This window comes from Flavobacterium frigidum (assembly GCF_048286795.2).
The window spans coordinates 13,235-36,319 of record NZ_JBLVPT020000016.1 but is presented as its reverse complement, the minus strand read 5'-3'; the positions used below and the strand labels follow the sequence as shown (position 1 = coordinate 36,319).

Here is a 23,085-nt window from a genome sequence, read left to right as displayed (position 1 = left end):
TATGATTATTGGGTTAATGAATTGAGTTCAATTATATTATTGTTTATTCTTTTGATAGCTTCAATATAATTACTTCGAATTTCGGTATTTTGATTGATTAGTATTACCCATTCTAAATAATTGATGTCGCCACCAATGAATTTTTTATTAGCAGTATTGGTTACTAAATCAACATTTTTTAAAGCTTTAGTTTCATAATATATAATTGTCGTTTTATTTTTTTGAAATTCCTGTAACAAATTTTGATACTGGTTTTGCAGTTTCACTTTTTCAAAATTCAAATTATTTTCGGCGATTTCGGATTTGGTTTCTAACGCTTTTTTTCTATTACTGAACGAGGAGTTGAATAAAGGAAGTGCTACTCCAAATTGTCCATAAATACCATTGAAACTGTCCTGCAAATTAGCATTGGTATTGAAAGTTTGCCAATAAACACCGCCAATTAATTCGGGTAATTTTTTAGATTTTTCCAATGCAATTTCCGCTTTATTAATAGTTACTTCTTGCTCGAATATTTTAATAGTTGGATAGTTTGTTATTTTATTATCAGCTATTTTTTCGTCAAAATCCATTTTGATTTTATCCGAAAAAGGTACAAAATCATTATCTGCATTGAGCAGCATTTTGAATTGAGACAGCACTGTTTTGTAATCGCTTTGTACTTCATACAATTGGATTTTAATTTGTCCAGATTGATTTTCGGCAGTGGCTTTTTCCAATACATTGCTTTCACCTTTATCAAAACGAAGTGTTGATTTTCTTAAAAATTCAGAATAAATGCTATCACTTTTCAGCAATAATTTTTCTTTCTCTTTTAAATAAATTATTTCATAAAATACACTTGTAACTTGCTTGGATAATTCCTTTTTTTGCAAAGCTTCGTTCCATTTGCCAGTTTTTGCTTCTTCAATTAGCAGTTGTTTCTGCTTTTTGTAAATTGTTGGGAACTTAATTGTTTGCGAAACACCAATTTTTATATCATTAACATTACTGTTAAACTGACCGTACTCGCCAATAATTCCTGTATTGAAAATATCGTAGCCTGTCTTAGTCATCTGTTGCAAATAGTCTGAATTCAGTTTTTCGTTTTTAATTTTGAGATTGTTTGAAAGAGCCGTTTCAATAGCTTTGTCAATTGAAATTTTTTCTTGCGCAGCTGCACTTTGAAAAGAAAAAAATAGTCCCAGTAGCAGGATTGTTGTAATTGATTTTATCTTTTTTGGTTTTAAATTAATTCCTTTTTCAAACATGATATATAAAATTGGTAAAACAAATAAAGTTAAGAATGTTGCAATCAACAGACCGCCGATTACCACAGTTGCCAGTGGTTTTTGTACTTCTGCACCAGAACCGTTGCTTAATGCCATCGGTAAAAACCCTAATGAGGCTACAAATGCAGTCATTAAAACTGGGCGTAAACGTACTTTAGTTCCTTGTAAAACAATCGCTTTTAGATCGGTTTCACCCGATTTTCGTATGCTGTTGAATTCTGCAATCAATACTAAACCGTTTAGAACCGCTACACCAAATAGGGCTATAAAACCAACTCCAGCACTGATGCTAAAGGGCATTCCCCGCAACGCTAAAAAGAATATACCCCCAATGGCCGAAAGTGGAATTGCTGAATAAATCAATAGCCCTTGTTTTACGGAATTGAATGCAAAATACAGTAAAATAAATATTAATAGTAAGGAGACCGGAACAGCTATCATCAAACGATTTTTGGCTTCGTTTAAGTTTTCAAAAGCACCGCCATAAGTAGGGTAGTAGCCAGCGGGAAATTTTATTTGTGCTTCGACTTTACCTTGCAGTTCTTTTACAATACTTTGTACATCCCGGCCTCGAACATTAAAACCAACTACAATTCTACGTTTGGCGTCTTCTCTTTGTATCTGATTTGGACCTTCGGTAATTTCAACTTTTGCTAATTGAGATAACGGAATTTGCGAACCCGTGGAAGTTGGTATCAATAAATTTTGAACATCCGCCAAATCCTGTCGTTTTTCGCCTGTTAAACGAACCACTAAATCAAATCGTTTCTCCCCTTCATAAACAACCCCAGTACTTTGTCCTGCAAATGCGGTGTTTACAATTCGATTTATATCTTCAATATTTAAACCATATTGCGCAATGGAAGCTCTATTGTAGTCAATTACTACTTGAGGCATTCCGGTAACGGTTTCTACATAAAGGTCGGAAGTTCCCTCTACGGTATTTACAATTTTACCTAATTTATTGGCGTATAAAGCCAGAGTATCTAAATTTTCTCCAAATATTTTACAGACTACATCTTGCCTTGCACCAGTCATTAATTCATTAAAACGCATTTGTACTGGATATTGAAAACCATAAGAAACTCCTGGAACAGCTTCCAGTTCCTTTGCCATTTTTTGGGATAATTCATCAAAAGTTTTGGCAGAAGTCCATTCGCTTTTGTCCTTTAAAATAATCATCATATCACTGGCATCAATGGGCATTGGATCGGTAGGTACTTCGCTACTTCCTGTTTTGCCTACAATTTTCTCCACTTCGGGAAATTTTTCTAGTAGTATTTTTGCACCTTGTGAAATAGCAGTCATAGAGGTTTGTAGATTGCTTCCTGGTAAAACTCTGGTTTCTACTGCAAAATCGCCTTCTTCCAATGAGGGCATAAATTCGCCACCCATAAACGAAAGTGTAATCAGCGCTAAAACAAATAAACCCAAAGTTGCAGCAATAATTGTTCGTGGAATTCCTAATGCTTTGTTCAGAAGGGGTTGATAGAAATTTTCTAATTTTTCCATCATTCTATCTGAAAAAGTTTTTTTGTGGGATATATTTTTATTCAAAAATAAAGCGGTCATCATTGGAACATACGTCAGCGACAATATAAAAGCACCAAATAATGCAAACGCAATAGTTTGTGCCATTGGTAGAAACATTTTTCCTTCAATACCACGCAACGTAAAAATGGGAATGTATACTATCAATATAATTAACTCACCAAAAACGGATACATTACGCATTTTTATAGACGTTTTTAATACGGTGTTGTCCATTTCTTGCTGTGAGATTTGAGAAGCTTGCCTACTATGTAAACTAAACAAACAGGCTTCAACAATAATAACAGCGCCATCTACAATCAATCCAAAATCTAATGCTCCTAAACTCATTAAATTACCGCTAACACCAAACATATTCATCAATATGACTGCTATTAACATTGCTAAAGGAATAACTGAAGCAACAATTAATCCTGCTCTTATGTTTCCTAAAAAGAAAATTAAAACAAAGAGGACTATTAATGCTCCTTCTAATAAATTTTTTTCTACCGTTGAAATAGAATTGTTTACCATTTTGGTTCGGTCTAGAAAAGGTTCCAGAATAACGCCTTCGGGTAATGTTTTTTCGATTTGTGCAATACGATCCTTAATGTTTTTAATAACCACATTACTATTGGCTCCTTTTAACATCATTACCACTGCCCCCGAAACTTCACCAGATTGAACTCCTTTTTTATTAAAAGTCATAGCTCCGTAACGGATAGCATTACCAATTCGTACATCAGCTACATCCCTAATAAATAAAGGACTTCCGTTACTGGTATTTTTAATAGAAATATCTTTGATATTTTCGATAGTACTAATTAATCCTTCACTTCGGATATACAAAACTTTAGGACCTTTTTCGATATAAGCACCACCCGTATTTTGATTGTTTTTTTCTAAAGCCGTAAAAACATCCGTAATAGTAATATTAAAGGATTGCAATTTATTTGGGTCAATGGCAATTTCAAATTGTTTCAATTTTCCACCGAAACTACTTACTTCCGCGACTCCTTCAACACTTAACAATTGACGACGAACAATCCAATCTTGAATGGTTCTCAACTCAGTTACATCGTATTTTTTTTCGTAACCAGGTTTGGTTCGTACCGCATATTGATAAATTTCGCCTAGTCCTGTTGTTACTGGTGCAAGAAATGGATCTCCAATCCCTGTGGGGATTTGGTCTTTAACAGCACTTAATCGTTCTGTGACTTGTTGTCTTGCCCAGTACACATCAGTTGCATCATTAAAAACAATGGTAACCACTGATAAACCAAAACGAGAAAAACTTCTAATTTCTTTCAGTCCCGGAATATTACTGTTGGCTTGTTCTATTGGAAATGTAATCAGTCGTTCAATATCGGTTGCACCCAGCGATGGTGCTGAAGTAATTAGCTGAACCTGATTATCCGTAATATCAGGAACCGCATCGATAGGTAATTTTGTAAATTGATAACTTCCATATCCAATGAGCGCAAAAATAAATAGTCCAATAATGAGTTTGTTTTTGATTGAAAACTCAATAATTTTATTTAGCATAATTTGTTATATTAAGGAATGTTCACTACTTATATTGAATACTGCCCTTTTAATTTTAGCGTAACTATAATGGCTGCATTTTCATTGTTTCTGAAAAACCAACCATGTTTCCCTTCAAATGGAGCATAAAAAGTTCCCACCATATTATTGGAATAAGCAAGCGTATAACTTTCAAAATAGACATCATTAACTTCTTTTGCTTGTTTCACTTCGCCGTGAAAGTCAAAATAAACGATTCCTTTATTAGTAGTCCATTCGTATTTCATTTTACCGTATTTCAGCATATAAATTTTATATTCAATGCCTTTTCCTGCCGGAACGATAACTTCAATAGTATCTTCTCTTTCTGCAAATTGTTTTTCAGGTGCAGGGTTATCTGCCTCGACTGGTCTTTTTACTTCTGGTCCGGACCCTGCTTTTTCCATTTTTATTAAAGTAAATACCTTTTGAGTTCTTGTTTCCTGTTGATTTCCTTCCTGATTTTCCGGAACATGAAGTTTGCTGAACCCGAACAATTTGCCTGTTCCTATTGGATCTATTCCATATTCAGCAGGTAAAACTGCGCTCACTAAAATTACTATAGAAAGTAGTAAAGCGAAGATAACTGCTTTAATAATTTGTTTTTTATTTACTGTTTGATGATTTATTTCTGACATTTTTTAATTTTTTAAGATGTAAAATAACCTGTTAATTGATATCCGATTAATACAAATCCGGCAGCCATAAGCAACGTATTTGTTATTGTTGAAAATTTCATGAAGCTGGAATGTCTGCGCCATAAAGTAATCAGAATTAGTACAAAAGTTAATGCTATGAACTGACCTATTTCGACACCAATATTGAACCCAAGCAGATTGGTAAACAATCCTTCTTTTTCAAATTTGAAATCCTGCAATTTGCTGGCAAGCCCGAAACCATGAAATAATCCGAAAATCAAAACAGCTGCTTTTGTATTGGGTTGCGTTCCGAAAAATCTTTTAAAACCACCTAAATTATCAAACCCTTTATACACTATTGACAGAGCAATAATCGCATCAATTAAATACGAATTGATTGATATATTATTCATAACGCCAAACAATAATGTTGCGCTATGACCAATCGTAAAGAAACTTACGTAAAGCAGTACCTCTTTAGGGCGATAAAGGAAAAAGATAACGCCAATTAAAAAAAGCAAATGATCGTAACCCGTTAGCATGTGTTTAGCACCAATATAGAGAAAAGGGCCAAACGCAACGCCGTCATTTCCTAACAAAAATGTTTGTGTATTTTCATCGACACCATGGGCAAAAATGCCTGTGATACCAACAAAAAAAAGTAAAACAACAAATATTATTTTTTTTGAATTCATTTTTATTTTTCTTTTAAAAACTACTTCTCTCCTGAAATTTTAGGAAGAGAAGCAGCCTGTTAAATTATATTAATGCGTGTGTCCGTGAGCCGCATCAACTTTGTCTTGCTCCACTTGTTTAATACTATCCATACTTACTTGGTTAGTAGTATCTGTCATTACTTGCACCTGTTCTGTGGTTTCCGTAGTTTGAACTTCAGTGTTTTCAGTTTCGTTGTCTGCTTTTTTGTTGCAAGAAGTTAACATTCCGATTGCGATCGTTGCTACGATTAAAATTTTTTTCATAATTGTAAATTTAAATTAGGTTTATAAAGAATAATAAAATTGAATTAATGTTGGTGTCCATGATTAATATCTTGTTCTGAAACTTCGCTGTTTCTAAATTTAGAAGAGATTGTTTTTCCATTGACAAGTAATGTGATGGTACAATAAGCATATATATTTGCTTTAGGAACATAGACAAGTAAAGAATTGTTGGTGTCCAAAGAAACTGGATTTGTTGCTTTTGTTTTATTGAAAAATTCAAAAACAGCCGAGCCGGTTACTTTATTATTTGAAACCGTTTTTCCTTTCGAATTCAGTACATAAAAACTAATACTATTTTCTCTTTCGACCATTTCAATTTTATATTCGCCTGAATTTTGTATTATTCCACCATGTGGCGTTTTGGAATGATTTTCGTTTACTTGTGCATTAGAAATTGTTGTTCCTGCCACTAGCAAGAATATGCCTATTGCGATTGATTTAATTGTTTTCATTATGGATGTTTTTAGAGTTAAAAAAGATTGATTGCATTACAGATCGACACTAAAAACGCTATGAGAGTTTTATGAAGTCTAAAAAGATTTTAGTTATGGAGTAACCTAAAACTCATAAACGTCCAGTTAGTGATGAATGGTAATGGAATTGATACAAGGTATCGTTCGCTATAAGTAAATAGCAAAGTATATTTTACAATGGCAATCAGAAATATTTAAAATATAACTAATTACGATTAAAAATAAAATTATTAACTCAACTTAGGGGGAAGCCAGATAGAGGCAAAAACGCTGGAGATGTAAAAATCCTGACTAAAAGATACAGTACTATTTACAGAAATAGTATTTGGTTTACGAAATGAAAACTGGGTTATGTTTTCAAAAGCAAGTACAGTATTAACAGATTGGTTAATAGTTTTAAAAGGCAAACTTTGGTGATTGTCTTTTCCCTGATTAGGATGATGTTCACTATCATTGTAATGAATTGCTAAGAAATCAAGTAATGAAATATTCTGACCACTAGTATCCTCTTGGTGATTTGAAAAATGTTGTATTAAGTTGGGTAATTTCAATAGCTGTCCAATCTCTGTGTTAGCACACAAAAAAACAAAAATGAATGATATGGTAATTATTTTTTTCAAGATTGTAAAAGTAATAAATTTTATTGATTACCAATAAATTAAAAAATAAATAGTAAGTAAATCTTAATTTACTAAAACCTCTAAACTAATTTTGATGATGACACATCAATTTTGTTATCTTTTAGATTGTACTGTTTTATGTCAACAAATCAACAGATATGTTTGATGCGGTATTAAAAACTCAAGTGAAATGATGGAACACCATGAGCAACTTCATTAAAACAATGAAAAAAAAACAGATAATTCAAATAATAATAACTGAAGAGATTTTAAAAGGAATGGAGAATATTTCAAATTTAGAATTTACGAACAATTTCTACAGAACAGTTAGCACGTAGCACCTCTGCATGCTAAACAGAACCTAAAACAAAACGCTAAATTGCTGCATACTCCAGTGAGCCAACTAGTATCAAATTGGCTTTAAATTTTTCGGCATCTTGAAGTATTACGTTTTTTGATGAACCTGCAACTACTTTTGTGATTATTACTATATTTTGAACCGTCGGTTACTAATAGAATTTTCACTCTTTTTTCTCCACGAAATTCATTCCGCATTTGGAACATTTTCCGGGTTTATCCGAAGTAACTTCTGGATGCATTGGGCAGCTGTACGTTTTTTGAGTTTCCATTTTTTTTTATTTTTTTATTTTTTTATTAATGTTGCTTGTATTTGTATTATTTGGACAGATCCATATTTTTATGCATTCTAGTCATTTGTGTGATTGCATTTTTTTATCTTTCATCAGATCCATCATTTTAGGATTATCTATCATCAATTTACACATTTCGGACCTCATCGTAGTATCTGTTTGATTTACATCAATTGTGGATCGGCAAGAACTAAATAAAGCAATCGATAAACAACTAATGTGCTTTTTTGTACTGTTTTCATAGTTTATAATTTTGATTGTTTAAAATCTCTTAAATAATTCTTCTAAACGAAACTTTATTTAAGAGATCTAAATTCTCACATTTTATTCATATTACTGCACTCAATAGCACATTTTCGACAGGCTTCCGCACAATTTTTGCAATGCTCCATGTGTGAATGTTTTTCACATTCTTCGGCGCAAGCTGTACAAATTTCGGCGCATAATTTGCATATTTTTTCCGCAAATTCACTTCCGCTTGCCATAGCCTGCATTGCAAATAAACAAATAGCTGCACAATCATGATCTAGTTTTATGCAACGCGCTAACATTTTTACGTCATGCTCATTCAAGCATTCACTTTCGCAATGCGAACATTCTACTGCACATTCTGAACATGCATCGATACAATCTTTAAATTTTTGATGACTCATCTTATTAAATTTTAATTGCGAATTAATTTTCGCAGTTTAAAGGTAGCTTTTTAACTTAAAAAAGTATTGTGAAATTCTAATGAAAATTATATAATTCACACATTATTAGCAATGTAATTTGATTTTGTAAAAAATGTAATTGCAAAAAAAAGGACACTTGTCTTTTAGAACAAGCATCCTTAATACAAATTTGAAATTTGAGTTTTTTAATAATTCAAAGTAGCGCCAAAACCAATTCCCATATCACTATCATAGTGGGTTGTAAATCCAAAATTTCTTTTGACAATGTAGCGTAAGCCTGCCATATATTCTTTGTCGGTGTTCCACATTAAACTCATACGTAATCTTTTAGAAACAGGAATGTCTTTTCGTTCAAACTGTAAACGCACATTTCCATCAGTAAATACTTCTGCTTGAGCGATTATAAGCATTGGTAAAGTATAACTAACCCCTGCACTAAAGACAGCTCTGTTGTCTTTGGTATTTGTTTGCCCAAATAAATTTCTTTCTTGCTCGTCTATACCCATTTTTCTATATCTCCAATCAAAACCTATAAAAGGCATTAACCATTGCATTTTGCCAATGTATCGTCCAATATGGGTTTCGGTTTCGTAGCCGTGCATAGTTTTGTAGCCTAATCGCCATTCGGTCCCGATACTCCAACGAGTACTTTGATACATCGCTTCTCCATCGTTTCCGTTCGTTGCAAAATCATTTTCTGCCATAAAGTGAAATGCTCTATCGTCTGCAAATAGTTTACGTTGAGCCAATTTTGGGTTTGGGATTAATGGATTTGCAGAGGAGTTTTCATAACTAAAAACCCTGCCCATTCCACTCATCATATGATACAAAATATGACAATGAAAAAACCAATCACCGCTTTCAGTGGCAGCAAATTCGAGCGTATCGGTTTCCATTGGCATGATGTCAATAATGTTTTTCATTGGAGCGAAATCTTCTTGTCCGTTGATGACCCTAAAATCATGTCCGTGCAAATGCATTGGATGACGCATCATAGAATTGTTGTGAAGAATCATGCGTACGATTTCTCCTTTTTTAATTAAGATTTTATCACTTTCTGAAACTACTTTGTTATCCAGACTCCAAACATAACGATTCATATTTCCGGTAAGTTCAAATTTTAATTCTTTTACTGGTGCATCTTTAGGAAGGGTTGTCTTAATTGGAGATTTCAACATAGCATAGTTCAAGGTCACGATATCAGAAAGTGCATTGGAATCATATTGATTGTCCATGCCTTGCATTTTATGGTCGCCCATATTCATCATATCTTTTTTCTCTTGGCCTTTCTCCTTGTCTTTCATCGCCTTTTTATTCATCTCCATTCCATCCATTTTATCGCCCTCCATATTCGTATCCAGCATTTTATCGTCGCCTTTTTTCTTCAGCTCGCCAGTTATTTCGGGATACATGACTACGTTCATGTCCATTTGGTTAAGCGACATTTGCATTCCCATATCGTCTAGATCTCCGTTCATTTTCATCATGCCGTTCATCATCTTCATACCTTCAAAATATTTTAACTTGGGTAGCGGAGCCGTTAATTGCTTGATACCATCACCTAAATATAATGAGGCTGATTTTGTACGATCTTCAGATGTAACTAAAAATTCATACGCCGTTTTATCGGCAGGAATGGTAACGATAACATCGTAGGTCTCGGAAACCGCAATGATTAACCGATCTACTTCAACGGGTTCTACATCGTTACCATCGCTTGCTACAACTGTCATTTTACCTCCAGCATATGTAAGCCAAAAATAAGTAGATGCACCGCCATTTGATATACGTAATCGCACTTTATCCCCTGCTTTAAATTGTGAAAGTTGGCTTTCACTTTTTCCATTTATCAGGAATTTATCGTAGTACACATCGCTCACATCCATAGCGTTCATTCGCTTCCATTCGTTATTAAGTTTAGTTTTAAAATAGCCGCTTCTTATGGCTTCTGCATAACTTTGGGTTGTTCCTTTTTTGATAGCAAACCAATCCGAAGCATTATGTAACATTCGATGTGCATTGTTGGGATTCATATCTGTCCACTCACTCAAAACTATAGGCACTGTGGGAATATCAAGCTCTTCTCTTTTATTCATAATAAAAGAACCGTACATCCCTATTTGTTCCTGCAATCCGGTATGGCTATGATACCAGTGCGTACCGTGCTGAATAATTTTAAATTTATACAAGTGAGTAGTATGCGGTTTGATTGGCATTTGTGTAAGGTTTGGTACACCATCTTCTTTGTTGGGTAAAAACAAGCCGTGCCAATGGAGAGAAGTTTCTTCGTTTAATTCATTATGAACATAAATTTCAGCGGTATCGCCTTCCGTAAACGTAAGTGTTGGCATTGGTATTTGTCCGTTTACGGCAATAGCTCTTTTAGGTTCGCCTGAAAAATTTACAATAGTGTCCCGTACATACAAATCGTATCGAACAGTTCTTGGCGGTGTGTTGTTTACAATTGTCTTTATAGAGCCTAGGTTTGCTTTTGGCATATCCATTTTGCCAATCTCATGATTTTGATGTGCATCAGTAGTCTCGGTTTTCATATTGTCCATGTTGTCCTTCTTTATAGTAGTCTTTTCCATGGGCATTTGCATATCATCATGCTTTTTTTCTACCGATTTCTTAACTGCTTTAGGTTTTTCCTTTACCAAAGTCATTCCGCATTTAGGGCATTTTCCGGGCTTATCAGCGTGAATTTCGGGGTGCATTGGGCAGGTGTATGTTACGGATGCCAACTTAATATTATCCGTTTTGATATTGTCCATGTCGTCCTTCTTTTTAGAAGTCTTTTTCATGAGCATTTGCATTTCATCCTGCTTTTTAACTACTGATTTCTTAAGAGTTTTCGTTTTTTCCTTTATCAATGTCATTCCACATTTAGGGCATTTTCCTGGCTTATCAGCATGAATTTCGGGATGCATCACGCAGGTGTACGTTGTGGGCTGCAACTTTTGCGCCTTTTCTTTTTTTGACATATCCATCCCCTTCATATCCTGTGCTTGTGCAAAGGAGTAAATAGCGAGAATCAATGCTACTACTAGTATTTTTTTCATTTTAAATTGATTTACTAATTCTCATGGAGTTATTTGTCTAATTCTTTGAGCTTTGCTTTCATCTGGTCAATCTCCGCTTGCTGGCTGGTAATAATATTTTTAATTAATTCCTTTATTTCAGGGTCGGTTACAGATGCTTCTTTTCCCATTAATATTGCGGCTGCATGGTGCGGTATCATTGATTTTAAAAATTCTTTATCTCCAACCGCTGCCTGTTGCCTAATGCCTGCAAAAAATAGAATCAAAGCAATAAAACCAGTAACAACCAGTGAAATATTTAATTTCTTATTTCCGTACATGCTACCCATTACTAAAAGTTCAATTATGAGCATCGGCATGGTCATCAGTCCAGCCATGTAAAATTGGTTTATATTGGGTACTACATTGGCAAAAACATCTACCATTGAATACATGAGTATATACATAGCTATAAATGATACCACTATCATAATCGCTAATTTCTTGTACATAGTCAAACTTAATTCTTTTGAATGCTCTTCTGTTGTATGTTTCATTTTCATGATTTTTTGATTTAAATTAATTTATTTTTTCAATAGTAACTCCAACTCTAAAATTTGTTTTTTAAGTGATTCTACACTTTTCATTTTTTTTAATTCTGCTATTGATAAAGCTTTTTTACCTGCTTCAATTGCAATTGGATAATCTTTTAGTTCCATTGCAATTTTTTGTCTTAAATTAGGATAATAGAAATTCTCTGCATCTAATTTCTCGGCTTCAATAAGCCAAACTATTGCTTGTTTATAATCTCTGTTTGTACTGTAATAATAGTTTGCTGCTTGAAATAATAAATTAGCATCTTGAGTTTTGTCTTTAATGATATGTTTATCTATTACTGCTAAAATATTTTCATCAGCTTTACTTTTTAGTGGAATTTTAACCATCGAATTTTCCCATATTATTTTTAGAAATCCCTCCCCTTTACTATTAATATCATTTATTTCGATTGTAAATGTTTCATAAAAATTGGGTATGCTTTCTACTGGAACTGTAAAACGAAAAACATCTTTTTTAGCATCGTGTCCAGTTTCGCCGTGCAATGTGGTATCTGTATTTACAATTATTGTCCACTCCTTTTTTGAAGGTATTGTGAATATTGAGTAACTACCCATTTTTAAAGTAGTATTTCCAAACACAATATCTTCGTTGGTGGTTATTGAAGTACATTCACTAGCGCCAGTTCGCCAGAGTTTTTCAAAAGGCACTAATTCACCAAATATTTTTCTGCCTCTTGCTAGTGGTCTGCTGTAAGAAACTTTGATTATTGTACTACCTAATTCTTGTTCAAATGATGCGGATGGACTAGCAGAAGTTAGTTTTATTTGAGCTTTTTCTTGTGCCGAAATTATTAAAGCCTGTAAAATAAAGAAGTGTATTAGAATTATTTTTTTCATGGTTTTTGATTTTATTGTTTGTTTTATTTTTTGTTTTATTTTTTAAATTATTGTTTTATTTTTCTCCAAATTATTCTAATGGTAGGTGAAGAGATATACCAAAGTAAAAAACCACTTAAAACAGTTATTAACCCTAATAATGAAAAAATTCTTAGAACAATATTATTCATATTGTCTCTACCCTCATAATCCATGGTATGGGTCATCCATAAAAAATCAAACCATCTCCAATCACTGTGCCTAATCGTTTGAAAAGCTCCATCATTTGCCGAGATATAAGCCTTTAAATTATTTGGTTCTTGGTATGAAATAACGTAGGCAGGTAGTAAATGCTCTCTATATTCATGGTGTTTCCCTACTTCTTTAATAAATTGTATTTCTTTTACTTTTAAACCTGATACAATATTTTTATCTGCAATTGACAACGCTTCTTCTTTAGAGATACCATTTTTTAATTTTCTTGTTTTGGCATTATAAAGCATCTTCTCGTTAACCCAGTAAAAAGGTTGATTATTTATTTTCCTTAATTCGATAGATTGAATTGCTATCAAAGGGTGAAGAAGTGAAGGACTTATTAAGCCCGAAAACGACTCGGCAACAATTTCTTTTTTATGAAATTGCATTCCATGAATGTCATCAATATTGGACCAACTAAAATATAGACCGCTAATGGTCCACATTAAGAATTGAAGACCTAAAAATATTCCTAAATATCGGTGAGACTTTCTAATCCATTTTGCTTTTTTTCCTTTAATCATTTACTTTTTAATTTTTTTTGAAATTGTTAAATAAACTGAACCAACCTTAAAAATCTTATTAAAATTGTAATTATAAAACAGAATATATTTGAATATTCATTGCTTAATTTTCTATTCCATTCCGCCAGTTTCGGACCAATAACTTATACCATTTGGTTTTTTGCCTACTGCAATTGTATTAATTACTTTTTGAGTTGCCACCTCTATTACTGAAACAGTATTGTCACCACTATTGGTTACATAAACTGTTTTTCCGTCTTTGCTAATCACTACACCATGCGCTTTATTGCCTACAGTTATCGTTTTAATAACTTTGTTACTGATTATGTCAATTACAAAAATTTTATTTGAAACAGGTCTATCCATTGTTTCCCCTTGATCGGCTACATATAACAATTTGCTGTCTGGCGTGGCATATAATTGAATAGGACCTTGTGCATCATTTGGCAATTTTATTCTTGTTATCTGAGCATTTTTAACATCATATTTTACTACTTCTTTGGTATCGTACAAACTCGCAAAAACAAATTTTTTATCTTGCGTAGTTGCAACTTGCACAGCTACACCTCCCAGTGGAACGTTTGTTATTTTGCCATCAGCAATAGCAACAATCGACATACTTTTTGCATCCATATTTGCAACATAAAGTTTTCCGTTTTGATGTCTAAAACCATGTGGTAAATATCCTTTTCCTAATTCAAATTTTTGAATTATTTTATATGTTCTTGCATCAACTTGAAATATCTGATTAGTTTCATTTGCTGTGGTATAAGCAAATTCTGATTTGCTATCTAAAACAACATGAGCCAAATGCAAATCCTTACCCACTTCAATACGTTTTATTATTGAATTCGTGTTGGGGTCGATTACGATCAATTGGTTTGTTGCCGCACTATCCATAGGTATTGCCGTCACCCAAACAGATTTTCCATCAGGTGCAACTTGTACGTTATGAGCCATAAACATCATTCCTGAAGAGTCACTAATTGATATTTCTGTGTTTTTTGTACTGTCCTGAAGGTTTATAACAGAAATGCTACCTCCATCTTCATTGGCTACGTATACTTTTGCTAATTGCATTGTTTTTTTAGGATTATTGCAGCTGCCTATTATTAAGCTAACCACTACTAATACTACCATAATCTGAATTTTTTTTACTACTACAAGATTTTTCATTTTTTTATTATTTAAGTTGATTTTGCTATTTTTTCCATTATTGAATAATCTGAACCAAATTTGCAAATTGCGTCACATTGATTTCGCAATTCAGAAAATAGTATGTATTTAATGTTCATTTTTGAATTTTTTATGACCGGTCTGTTCAATTGTTGTATCACATCTTTTTCTCGACTATCCGGAATGATGATATAAAACACCTCTTCACCATTGGAAATACTAAAAAACAAATCGGAAAGTCTTAAAATACCTGAATAAATACTGGTGCTTTTTTCTACTTCAAAAGCACCGATGATATTGTTTGTTCCTTTTTGAAACCAAAGCACATCAATGAGTTTAATCGTGTTTTGGGTATCTTTATCGGTTGGTAATTCTGGAAACTTACTTATTGATATAAACGAAAAACTTTGACCATTAAACGCTTTACTTTTATCATTACTAGCTGGTGTAACATCATAACCCAATGAAACTCCAATTTTAAGCAAATGGTATTGCATTTCGTTATGAAGATTTTCTGCTAATTTTTCTTCCTGAATTTCTTTTTGTCGTTTTAAAATATTCTTTTCAAACCTAGTACGTTCGTCTTCGCTTAAATATTCATCATTACCAATTAGCATTTTTTGTGTTCCAATTTCAAAACACAAACCTGCAATCGCTCCTAAATCATTTGATAATTCAGATTTATGTTTGCTGTTAGTTTCGATTAATGTTTCTCTAATTTTTAAATATTCTGTCCAACTTCCTAACTTCTTTTTGTCATTGAATAGAAAATTAAATCCGTTGAGAATTGCCGTATTAAATGGCGGAAACCAAGTTGGATGTAAAAAATATAAAATACTCGCTACCGCTGGACCTAAACCTTTTATTTTTAATTCATCCAATTTTACAATTTCTTTTACAACTTGTTCTTCAGTTTTTGCATTGATGCAGTTTTCGAGAAATTGGCCGAAAGCAATTTTATTGTTTGGATTTTCGTAAATATCAGGAATTCGCAATTTTGGTTTCCAATAAAAAGGATGTGCAACTCCAACAAATATTTGTTTTTGTTCTGCAATACAACTCAATACAAATTCTAAACTACTCCCTTTAAAATCATTTGGAAAAGTCTTTTTTTTGATATCGTCAATGACTTGTAAAATTCCTCTACGAATGGTTCGAAATGCTTTTAGCCTTTGGTCGTTATCGACAAACCAAGTATTGTAGACACTTTCTGTATCGGTTTTGAATTGTTGTATTATTTGCGTTAGGTTGTTCATTTTTACTTTATGTATAAATTTGCTTACAATTTAATATTTTCATAATCATTGACACCTAATATCACATTTCCATTCCCTCCATGGGGTCGCTACCTTTTCGGAATTTATATTCGCTATTTATGGCATACGCCCCAGTAATGACTACTTTTTTAGATGGATCCATTTCTGATTTAATTTCAATCATCCCATTGGTTTCCGCTCCTGTTTCCACCATTAGGCTTTCAAATACTCCTGGTCTTTTTTCAATCCATATATAAGAGGCGTTTTCTTCCCTGATTACGGCATCGGCGGAAACAAACAGTCCTTTCAGGCTTGATTGTGTTAACCTCACCATGGCCTGCATCCCCGGTTTTAAGAGTAGGTTTTGATTCGGGACTTCCATACGAATTAAAAGCAGTCTGGTATCCGGATTTATTTCCGGATTAATGAATGAAATTCTTGCGTTTACAGTTTTTTCTGGAAAATCTATAAATGAAACTTTGGCGTTTTGCCCTAGGTGCATACTTTTCGAATAGTTTACATTTACTTGTGTTTCAATCCAAAGACTATTCAAATCAGCCAGTTTAATTATTCCAGAACCTTCCATGATGTAACTGCCTTCGGTGGCTGTTAATTCCGAAATAGTTCCACTGTAGGTACTGTAGAAAGTAGTGTAAGGAGAAACTTCATTGCTTGTTTTTATACTTTCAATTTGGATGTTGGACAAACCAAAGAACAATAGTTTCTGTTTGGCTGCATTTAGCATGGTTTTAGCATTTTTTCCAAAATCACCGGGCATGGAAAGCTGTTTATAGGCTGTGGAATAGTCCTGCTTGGCAATGGCAATATCTTCGCTGTATAATTGATAAACGGGTTGGTTTTTAGCAATATAATCTCCAACAGTTTTGAAATACAACTTCTCGATTCGTCCCATTGCTCTTGCGGAAATGGTTTTTATTTTTTCTTGATTAATCGTTAAAACCCCGGTATAGGATTGTTCTACGCTGCTTTGAGTTTCTGCAATGGTTTGTGTAGTGATGTTACCAAGCTTAATTTGTTGGGCGCTCAAAGCTATTTCGTTAACCGCCGAGTCGTCATTTTTCATCGGAGTCAAATCCATGTGGCAAATAGGACATTTCCCTGGCTTGTCTTCCTTCACTTGTGGATCCATGGAGCAAGTATAAAAAAGACTTTCCTTTGTTTGATGGGTACTATGGTCTTCCTTGTTTTTTGTATTACAAGCTATAAACGCGGTAAGTATTAAAAATAGAATGCTGATTTTTTTTAATGCTTTCATGGCTATTCTGTTTTTATAAAGCTTTCGCTATCAATTAAATATTGTGCATTTTTTGCAATGGTATCATCAACGAAAATACCGTCTATAATTTGTACAAAATCATTCACTTCAATTCCCGTTTTTATTTCTCTTACTTTAAAACCATTGCCCAGTTTCATGAAAACTATTTTTTTGTTTCCAATACTCACCAACGCTTGTTTTTGTATCCAAGTCCCTTGCATCGGATTTGTTTTTACAATGCCTTGTAATCGTAAACCGATGGGTAATTTCAACGTATTGTTATTCAAATAAACCCTAATTCTATTGGATTTGTCCGTAGTGCTGAATTGTGTTTCGATGAAGTTCACTTTGGCCGAAATAGATTCGTTTTCATTCAACTCCGAGAAAATGTTGATCGATTGATTGACTTTAATCAGGCTATTATATCCTTGCAAAATATTAAAAACGCCCCATACTTTATCGGTATTCACTAATTTGAAAACGATTTCACTTTTCTTTATATAATCACCTTCTTTAATGGTTAAAGCTTCTGTAGTTGTGCCTGAATTTTGCATGGTCGCATTAGTGCTTTTGGTCATGCTTTCGGTTCCCTGAATGATTCCGGATGCTGGACTATATATTGAAATTACGGGATTTACTCTTTTGGCGGAAGCCAGTGCATTTATTTGATTATTTGTCATTCCGTAAAGCAATAATTTTTGCTTTGAGGCTTTAATAATTGATGCATTATCGGAATCATTGGAAACTAAATAAATAAAATTTTGCTGTTCTGTCAGTAATTCCGGACTATACAAATCAAATAGTTTTTGTCCTTTATTAACTTTTTGGTATTTATAATTCACGTATATTCGTTCTATCCTGCCACTTATTCTTGCCGCAATATTTACGGAAGAATTTGGGTCGTAAGCAACCAGACCGGGTAAATTAATTTCACTGCTAATGGTGGTGTCTTTTGCGGTTGTGGTTTGATAATTACCAACGATAAAATTATCGGTAGGTCTTAAAAGAACATCAATTGAATTACTGTCAATTGCCTGATTTTGAATTGTTTTTTTTACCAAAGTCATTCCGCAAATGGGACAATTTCCGGGTTTATCCCGAATAATTTGAGGATGCATAGAACAGGTGTACACTTCGTTTTGAGCTATACTTTCTGAATGATTGCCTGACTTTGTCGCAAAATAATAGATTGCAAATCCAAAAATCAAAATTACCAGAACTACTAAACTATATTTTAAATATCTGTTCATAATTATTTTGTTTCCAGTTGTTTTTCAATTTCCACTTGTGTCGTCAAAATAGTTTGTAATTTATCTAAGGCATCTATTTGAGCCATATTTAATGCTTCCCAGGCATTCAGAACAATAAATAAATCGCCGGTATTATTTTGCCAGGCTATTATTGCGGTATCATAATTTCTTCGTAAGGCTGGAATGATATTTTTTTCAACGATATCATATTGTTTTTTTAAGTTTCCGAGTTCGGTATTCATCCCTGAAATCATCCCGGTAGCTTCGTTCAAAATCATCTGTTTTTGCCAGTTCAGGCTTTCGTTTTTAATTCGAAAACTATTAATGTTAGCTTTATTCATTTTTGATGACCACGGCGCAAAAGGAATATTAACCATAAGCATCAAAGTGAATTGGTTTGGATCTTCTCCAAATGCAAACATGTGCTCATATTTAACACCAAATTCCGGTAATAATTTTGTCTTTTCGGCTTTTATTTTCAATTGATTTAATGCCATTGTTTTTTCAATAGCCTTCACATCGCTTCGGTTTTGGGAAAGTGAAGTGGTATCCGATTTCATCACATCAAAATCTTTTAATTTATAGTTTGAATCTATCTCAAAAGAGGTGTTTTTATCTCTTGCCATCAATGTATTAAGCATAATTCGTTTTTGAGAGATGTCATTTTGTAGCATTACTATCATATTCTGTAATATGCTGTATTGCGATTTTGCTTTATAATAGGTTGGCAATTTATCCATATTATACTGGTATCGAATTTCCATACTTTTAATCATATATTCTAAAAGCAATAGATTATCATTGGCAATTTTTACTTTTTTGGTGAGTACCAGCCATTGGTAATAATTCGTTTTCGCTAAAGCATTTAACTGATTGATGGTGTAATTTTTGTTTTCGGCTTCGACCGAAGACATCGTATTCATATAGTTGTAATCCGCTTTTAGTTTTGAAGCATTAGGGATCATTTGCGTAACGCCTAACATATAATTGCCCATTCCTGGGTTCATTTCGTCGGCTTTCCACATTTTGGGATTGTAAGGGGTCATAAAAAACCCGGTACTCACTTGTGGCGGCATCCAACTTTTGGCACCTTTTGCCGCTGCATCCATGCTTTGAATATCGGCATCATACATTTTTAATTGTGGATTGTTTGTTTTAATATTCGTCAAAACATTATCCAACGAAAGTGTTTGCGCCACTACATTAGCGGTACATAAAAGCAAACAGCTCATAACGAGAAAATAGTTATTCTTTAACATCTATAAGTTCTATTTTACCTTTTGTTTTTAATTCACGGAGTTTTACCATTTCAAAAACAACAGGTGTTACCAATAATACATAAATAGTTGAGGTGATTGTACCACCAATAAGTGGAACAGTAATAGGGAGCATCACATCGGCACCCGTTCCTGTTGCCCAAAGAATGGGGATTAATCCAAATAGCGAAACAGAAACCGTCATTAGTTTTGGTCGAAGCCTTTTGGCTGAACCGTCAATAATATACTGTCTTAAAATGGCCTCGGTAATGGTTGTTGCACTGTTGCCATATTTTGCCACCATTTTATTCATGGATTCATTCAAATAAATGGTCATTAGCATCGCAGTTTCTATGGCCATTCCGAATAACGCAATAAAACCAACAGCCACCGCCACCGATAAGTTAATGCCATAAAAATAGACCATAAAAATCCCTCCAATTAAAGCAAATGGCACTGTTATCATAGTGATTAAAGCTTCTTTCATCGAATGATATGTAAAGTATAAAATCAGGAAAATTATAATAACAACGATGGGCAATATCATACTTAATGTTTTGTTGGCTCTGATTTGGTTTTCCCATTGTCCGCTCCATTCCACATAATACCCTTTGGGCATTTTTGTTATCATTGCGTTCAGTTTTTTCTGCGCTTCTTTTACGGTGCTTCCCAAATCACGTTCCCGAACATTAAATAATACGCTTCCACGAAGCATCGCATTTTCGCTGTTTATCATGGGTGGTCCATCGCTTATTTTTACGTCAGCAACGGCTTCCAAAGGAATTGGTCCGTATTGCATGGTTTGCACTTGCAGTTTTTTCAGGGCTTCAATACTGTTTCGGTATTCCTGAGCATATCTCGCATTTACCGAAAAACGTTGCCTTCCTTCGATAGTTGTAGTCAGTTTCATCCCGCCAATAGCGGCTTCGACAACGTTATTCACATCGTCAATAGTAAGTCCGTATCGACCTATTGCCTCCCGCTTTGCTTCAATATCAATATATTTTCCGCCTGTTATAGGTTCGGAATATAAATCTTTTATTCCGGCCGTTCCTTCGAGTGCTTTTTTGATTTTTTGGGATAAAGCATTTATGGTATCTAAATCGGCTCCGTAAACTTTTATGCCCACATCAGTTCGGATACCGGTAGAAAGCATATTGATCCGATTGATAATAGGCTGGGTAAAACCATTCGTTACACCGGGAATTTGCAGTTTATTGTTTATTTCGGTTACAATGTCATTCTTGTTTTTCCCCTCTCTCCATTCGTTTTGGGGTTTTAGCAAAACAATCGTTTCAATCATACTTATGGGGCTATTGTCGGTCGCGGTATTCGCCCTTCCGGCTTTTCCTAAAACATGGGCGACTTCGGGTATCGATTTTATCAATTTATCCTGCACCTGTAAAATTCGTTTTACTTCGGAATTAGAAACATCGGGCAAGGTAACCGGCATAAACAGAACAGAACCTTCATCTAATGGAGGCATGAATTCTGAGCCCAGACGCGTAAACATCAATACGCCAATTAGTAAAGCAATAATGTTTAAACCCAACACTGTTTTTCTCCATTTCAAAGAAAAAGTCAGAATAGGGGTGTAAATACTTTCCAGTTTTTTGTTAATTGGGTTTTTTGCCTCTGGGCGAAGTTTGCCTTTGAGTAAAAAACTGATCAAAACAGGTGTAAGTGAAATGGCCAAAAAAGCATCTACAATAAGGATAAACGATTTTGTCCAAGCCAGTGGACTAAACAGTTTACCTTCCATTCCCGTAAGAAGAAATACCGGCAAAAACGAAGTAATTACAATTATGGTGGAGTAAAAAACACCTGGTCCAACCAATTTGGAGGAAGCCTCAATGATCTTCAGTTTTTCTTCGGAAGATAATGGGTCGTGTTCTTTTTTAAATATTTTTTTTATGAAATTTTTCATTTTTCAATCGATTGTTGATTACTATCCATTTCTTCCTGTTTCTCCGAAATTGTCCGATACGCATTTTCAACCATCACAATCCCATCATCAACCACAACGCCTATTGCGAGAGCGATACCGGTTAATGACATAATATTGGATGAAATCCCGAAAGTCTGGAGCAAAATAAAACCAACAGCAACGGAAATTGGAAGCTGAATAAGGATGATTAAAGCACTTCGCCAATGAAAAAGAAACAGAAGGATGACTATAGAAACAACAATCATTTCTTCGATTAAAGTTCCTTTGACAGATTCGATAGCTTGTTCTATGAGTTCGCTTCTATCATAGGAAGTTTTAAAAGAAACGCCTTCTGGGAGTCCTTTTTCGACTTCTTTCATTTTTAGTTTAACCGCTTTTATCACTTTATCGGCATTTTCGCCATAGCGCATAACTACAATTCCGCCTACTACTTCTCCTGTACCATTCTCATCAAAAATTCCCAAACGCAAATCACCTCCCATTTGTATGGAACCCAGATCTTTTACTCTTACAGGAACCGCATTATAATTTTTAACCGTGATATCTTCGACATCTTTTATGTTCTTTATGTAGCCCAATCCTCTTACAATGTAGGCCATATTGCTCATTTCAAATTTTCGCCCGCCAACATCGTTGTTGTTTGCCTTGACAGCATTCATCACCTCCATCATGCTTACATTATAGTACTGCATTTTTAAAGGATCTAACACCAATTGATATTGTTTTTCAAAACCTCCAAAAGAAGCCACTTCGGCCACGCCAGGAACGGTCTGCAATGCAAATTTCACATACCAATCCTGCAAAGCGCGTTGCTCTCCTAAGTCCATACCGTTGGTTTCTAAATGATACCAAAAAATATGTCCTACCCCAGTACCATCGGGGCCTAAGGTTGGGACAACATTTTGAGGCAGCAATCGTTGGGCATAATTTAATCTTTCCAGTACGCGGGTTCTTGCCCAATAAACATCAACATCATCTTCAAAAATAATATAGACAAAACTCATCCCAAACATGGAAGCTCCACGAATGTTTTTAATTTTTGGTATTCCTTGCAGGTTAGAAACCAAAGGATAGGTTACTTGTGCTTCTATAACCTGTGGACTTCTTCCCATCCATTCTGTAAAAACAATGACTTGATTTTCTGATAAATCAGGAATTGCATCTATAGGATTTTGTTGCACACTATAAATACCCCAAGCAAATAAGCAGGCCGAAACGAGAAGGACAACAAATCTATTCTTTAACGAGAATGATATTAATTTTTCTACCAT

Annotated in this window: 19 protein-coding genes; all 19 read right to left on the bottom strand. The window is 34.1% G+C overall.

Annotated elements, in window-relative coordinates; translation table 11 throughout:
* Nucleotides 1–5 precede the first annotated feature (5 nt).
* Nucleotides 6–4,346, bottom strand: a complete 4,341-nt coding sequence (locus ACNQGB_RS13550; protein ID WP_417944429.1) for a CusA/CzcA family heavy metal efflux RND transporter — start codon at nucleotides 4,344–4,346, stop codon at nucleotides 6–8.
* Nucleotides 4,347–4,375: 29 nt separating this feature from the next.
* Nucleotides 4,376–5,002, bottom strand: a complete 627-nt coding sequence (locus ACNQGB_RS13545; RefSeq protein WP_417944428.1) for a hypothetical protein — start codon at nucleotides 5,000–5,002, stop codon at nucleotides 4,376–4,378.
* Nucleotides 5,003–5,013: 11 nt separating this feature from the next.
* On the bottom strand, nucleotides 5,014–5,697 hold the full coding sequence (locus ACNQGB_RS13540; RefSeq protein WP_417944427.1) for a HupE/UreJ family protein: 684 nt from the start codon (nucleotides 5,695–5,697) through the stop codon (nucleotides 5,014–5,016).
* A 69-nt stretch (nucleotides 5,698–5,766) separates the two neighbouring features.
* Nucleotides 5,767–5,982: a hypothetical protein gene (locus ACNQGB_RS13535; RefSeq protein WP_417944426.1), complete on the bottom strand. Its 216-nt coding sequence runs from the start codon at nucleotides 5,980–5,982 to the stop codon at nucleotides 5,767–5,769.
* 44 nt (nucleotides 5,983–6,026) lie between these two features.
* On the bottom strand, nucleotides 6,027–6,455 hold the full coding sequence (locus ACNQGB_RS13530) for a hypothetical protein (RefSeq protein WP_417944425.1): 429 nt from the start codon (nucleotides 6,453–6,455) through the stop codon (nucleotides 6,027–6,029).
* A gap of 251 nt (nucleotides 6,456–6,706) precedes the next feature.
* Nucleotides 6,707–7,096 (bottom strand): hypothetical protein, encoded by a 390-nt coding sequence (locus ACNQGB_RS13525; RefSeq protein WP_417944424.1) that lies wholly within the window; start codon nucleotides 7,094–7,096, stop codon nucleotides 6,707–6,709.
* Between the two features lie 521 nt (nucleotides 7,097–7,617).
* Nucleotides 7,618–7,725, bottom strand: coding sequence for a heavy metal-binding domain-containing protein (locus ACNQGB_RS13520; RefSeq protein WP_417944423.1), 108 nt, complete (start codon nucleotides 7,723–7,725; stop codon nucleotides 7,618–7,620).
* Between the two features lie 338 nt (nucleotides 7,726–8,063).
* The gene (locus ACNQGB_RS13515; protein ID WP_417944422.1) at nucleotides 8,064–8,399 is read right to left on the bottom strand and encodes a four-helix bundle copper-binding protein; all 336 of its coding nucleotides are present in this window, start codon (nucleotides 8,397–8,399) and stop codon (nucleotides 8,064–8,066) included.
* Nucleotides 8,400–8,605: 206 nt separating this feature from the next.
* Complete coding sequence (locus tag ACNQGB_RS13510; RefSeq protein ID WP_417944421.1) at nucleotides 8,606–11,482, bottom strand: multicopper oxidase domain-containing protein; 2,877 nt, start codon at nucleotides 11,480–11,482, stop codon at nucleotides 8,606–8,608.
* Nucleotides 11,483–11,511: 29 nt separating this feature from the next.
* Nucleotides 11,512–11,997 (bottom strand): DUF305 domain-containing protein, encoded by a 486-nt coding sequence (locus ACNQGB_RS13505; protein ID WP_417944420.1) that lies wholly within the window; start codon nucleotides 11,995–11,997, stop codon nucleotides 11,512–11,514.
* Nucleotides 11,998–12,024: 27 nt separating this feature from the next.
* Entirely contained in the window at nucleotides 12,025–12,894 is an 870-nt protein-coding gene (locus ACNQGB_RS13500; protein WP_417944419.1) for a DUF2911 domain-containing protein, read from the bottom strand.
* 47 nt (nucleotides 12,895–12,941) lie between these two features.
* Complete coding sequence (locus ACNQGB_RS13495; RefSeq protein ID WP_417944418.1) at nucleotides 12,942–13,652, bottom strand: PepSY domain-containing protein; 711 nt, start codon at nucleotides 13,650–13,652, stop codon at nucleotides 12,942–12,944.
* A 111-nt stretch (nucleotides 13,653–13,763) separates the two neighbouring features.
* Nucleotides 13,764–14,828, bottom strand: coding sequence for a YncE family protein (locus ACNQGB_RS13490; RefSeq protein WP_417944417.1), 1,065 nt, complete (start codon nucleotides 14,826–14,828; stop codon nucleotides 13,764–13,766).
* A gap of 11 nt (nucleotides 14,829–14,839) precedes the next feature.
* Nucleotides 14,840–16,084 carry a hypothetical protein gene (locus ACNQGB_RS13485; protein ID WP_417944416.1) on the bottom strand — a complete coding sequence of 415 codons (1,245 nt, stop codon included), beginning with the start codon at nucleotides 16,082–16,084 and terminating at the stop codon, nucleotides 14,840–14,842.
* Nucleotides 16,085–16,145: 61 nt separating this feature from the next.
* Nucleotides 16,146–17,360 carry a heavy metal-binding domain-containing protein gene (locus ACNQGB_RS13480; protein ID WP_417944415.1) on the bottom strand — a complete coding sequence of 405 codons (1,215 nt, stop codon included), beginning with the start codon at nucleotides 17,358–17,360 and terminating at the stop codon, nucleotides 16,146–16,148.
* Nucleotides 17,361–17,362: 2 nt separating this feature from the next.
* Nucleotides 17,363–18,610, bottom strand: a complete 1,248-nt coding sequence (locus ACNQGB_RS13475; RefSeq protein ID WP_417944414.1) for a heavy metal-binding domain-containing protein — start codon at nucleotides 18,608–18,610, stop codon at nucleotides 17,363–17,365.
* Between the two features lie 2 nt (nucleotides 18,611–18,612).
* On the bottom strand, nucleotides 18,613–19,869 hold the full coding sequence (locus ACNQGB_RS13470) for a TolC family protein (protein WP_417944413.1): 1,257 nt from the start codon (nucleotides 19,867–19,869) through the stop codon (nucleotides 18,613–18,615).
* On the bottom strand, nucleotides 19,856–21,793 hold the full coding sequence (locus ACNQGB_RS13465; protein ID WP_417944412.1) for an efflux RND transporter permease subunit: 1,938 nt from the start codon (nucleotides 21,791–21,793) through the stop codon (nucleotides 19,856–19,858). Before ACNQGB_RS13465 ends, ACNQGB_RS13470 begins: the two co-directional genes overlap by 14 nt.
* The gene (locus tag ACNQGB_RS13460; RefSeq protein WP_416856331.1) at nucleotides 21,790–23,085 is read right to left on the bottom strand and encodes an efflux RND transporter permease subunit; all 1,296 of its coding nucleotides are present in this window, start codon (nucleotides 23,083–23,085) and stop codon (nucleotides 21,790–21,792) included. The genes ACNQGB_RS13465 and ACNQGB_RS13460 overlap by 4 nt, the downstream gene beginning before the upstream one ends.

What these genes read in the sequence shown, in the direction of transcription:
- ACNQGB_RS13550 (WP_417944429.1), bottom strand. Translation starts at nt 4,346, where the DNA reads ATGCTAAATAAAATTATTGAGTTTTCAATCAAAAACAAACTCATTATT.
- ACNQGB_RS13545 (WP_417944428.1), bottom strand. Translation starts at nt 5,002, where the DNA reads ATGTCAGAAATAAATCATCAAACAGTAAATAAAAAACAAATTATTAAA.
- ACNQGB_RS13540 (WP_417944427.1), bottom strand. Translation starts at nt 5,697, where the DNA reads ATGAATTCAAAAAAAATAATATTTGTTGTTTTACTTTTTTTTGTTGGT.
- ACNQGB_RS13535 (WP_417944426.1), bottom strand. Translation starts at nt 5,982, where the DNA reads ATGAAAAAAATTTTAATCGTAGCAACGATCGCAATCGGAATGTTAACT.
- ACNQGB_RS13530 (WP_417944425.1), bottom strand. Translation starts at nt 6,455, where the DNA reads ATGAAAACAATTAAATCAATCGCAATAGGCATATTCTTGCTAGTGGCA.
- ACNQGB_RS13520 (WP_417944423.1), bottom strand. Translation starts at nt 7,725, where the DNA reads ATGGAAACTCAAAAAACGTACAGCTGCCCAATGCATCCAGAAGTTACT.
- ACNQGB_RS13515 (WP_417944422.1), bottom strand. Translation starts at nt 8,399, where the DNA reads ATGAGTCATCAAAAATTTAAAGATTGTATCGATGCATGTTCAGAATGT.
- ACNQGB_RS13510 (WP_417944421.1), bottom strand. Translation starts at nt 11,482, where the DNA reads ATGAAAAAAATACTAGTAGTAGCATTGATTCTCGCTATTTACTCCTTT.
- ACNQGB_RS13505 (WP_417944420.1), bottom strand. Translation starts at nt 11,997, where the DNA reads ATGAAACATACAACAGAAGAGCATTCAAAAGAATTAAGTTTGACTATG.
- ACNQGB_RS13500 (WP_417944419.1), bottom strand. Translation starts at nt 12,894, where the DNA reads ATGAAAAAAATAATTCTAATACACTTCTTTATTTTACAGGCTTTAATA.
- ACNQGB_RS13495 (WP_417944418.1), bottom strand. Translation starts at nt 13,652, where the DNA reads ATGATTAAAGGAAAAAAAGCAAAATGGATTAGAAAGTCTCACCGATAT.
- ACNQGB_RS13490 (WP_417944417.1), bottom strand. Translation starts at nt 14,828, where the DNA reads ATGAAAAATCTTGTAGTAGTAAAAAAAATTCAGATTATGGTAGTATTA.
- ACNQGB_RS13485 (WP_417944416.1), bottom strand. Translation starts at nt 16,084, where the DNA reads ATGAACAACCTAACGCAAATAATACAACAATTCAAAACCGATACAGAA.
- ACNQGB_RS13480 (WP_417944415.1), bottom strand. Translation starts at nt 17,360, where the DNA reads ATGAAAGCATTAAAAAAAATCAGCATTCTATTTTTAATACTTACCGCG.
- ACNQGB_RS13475 (WP_417944414.1), bottom strand. Translation starts at nt 18,610, where the DNA reads ATGAACAGATATTTAAAATATAGTTTAGTAGTTCTGGTAATTTTGATT.
- ACNQGB_RS13470 (WP_417944413.1), bottom strand. Translation starts at nt 19,869, where the DNA reads ATGTTAAAGAATAACTATTTTCTCGTTATGAGCTGTTTGCTTTTATGT.
- ACNQGB_RS13465 (WP_417944412.1), bottom strand. Translation starts at nt 21,793, where the DNA reads ATGAAAAATTTCATAAAAAAAATATTTAAAAAAGAACACGACCCATTA.
- ACNQGB_RS13460 (WP_416856331.1), bottom strand. Translation starts at nt 23,085, where the DNA reads ATGGTAGAAAAATTAATATCATTCTCGTTAAAGAATAGATTTGTTGTC.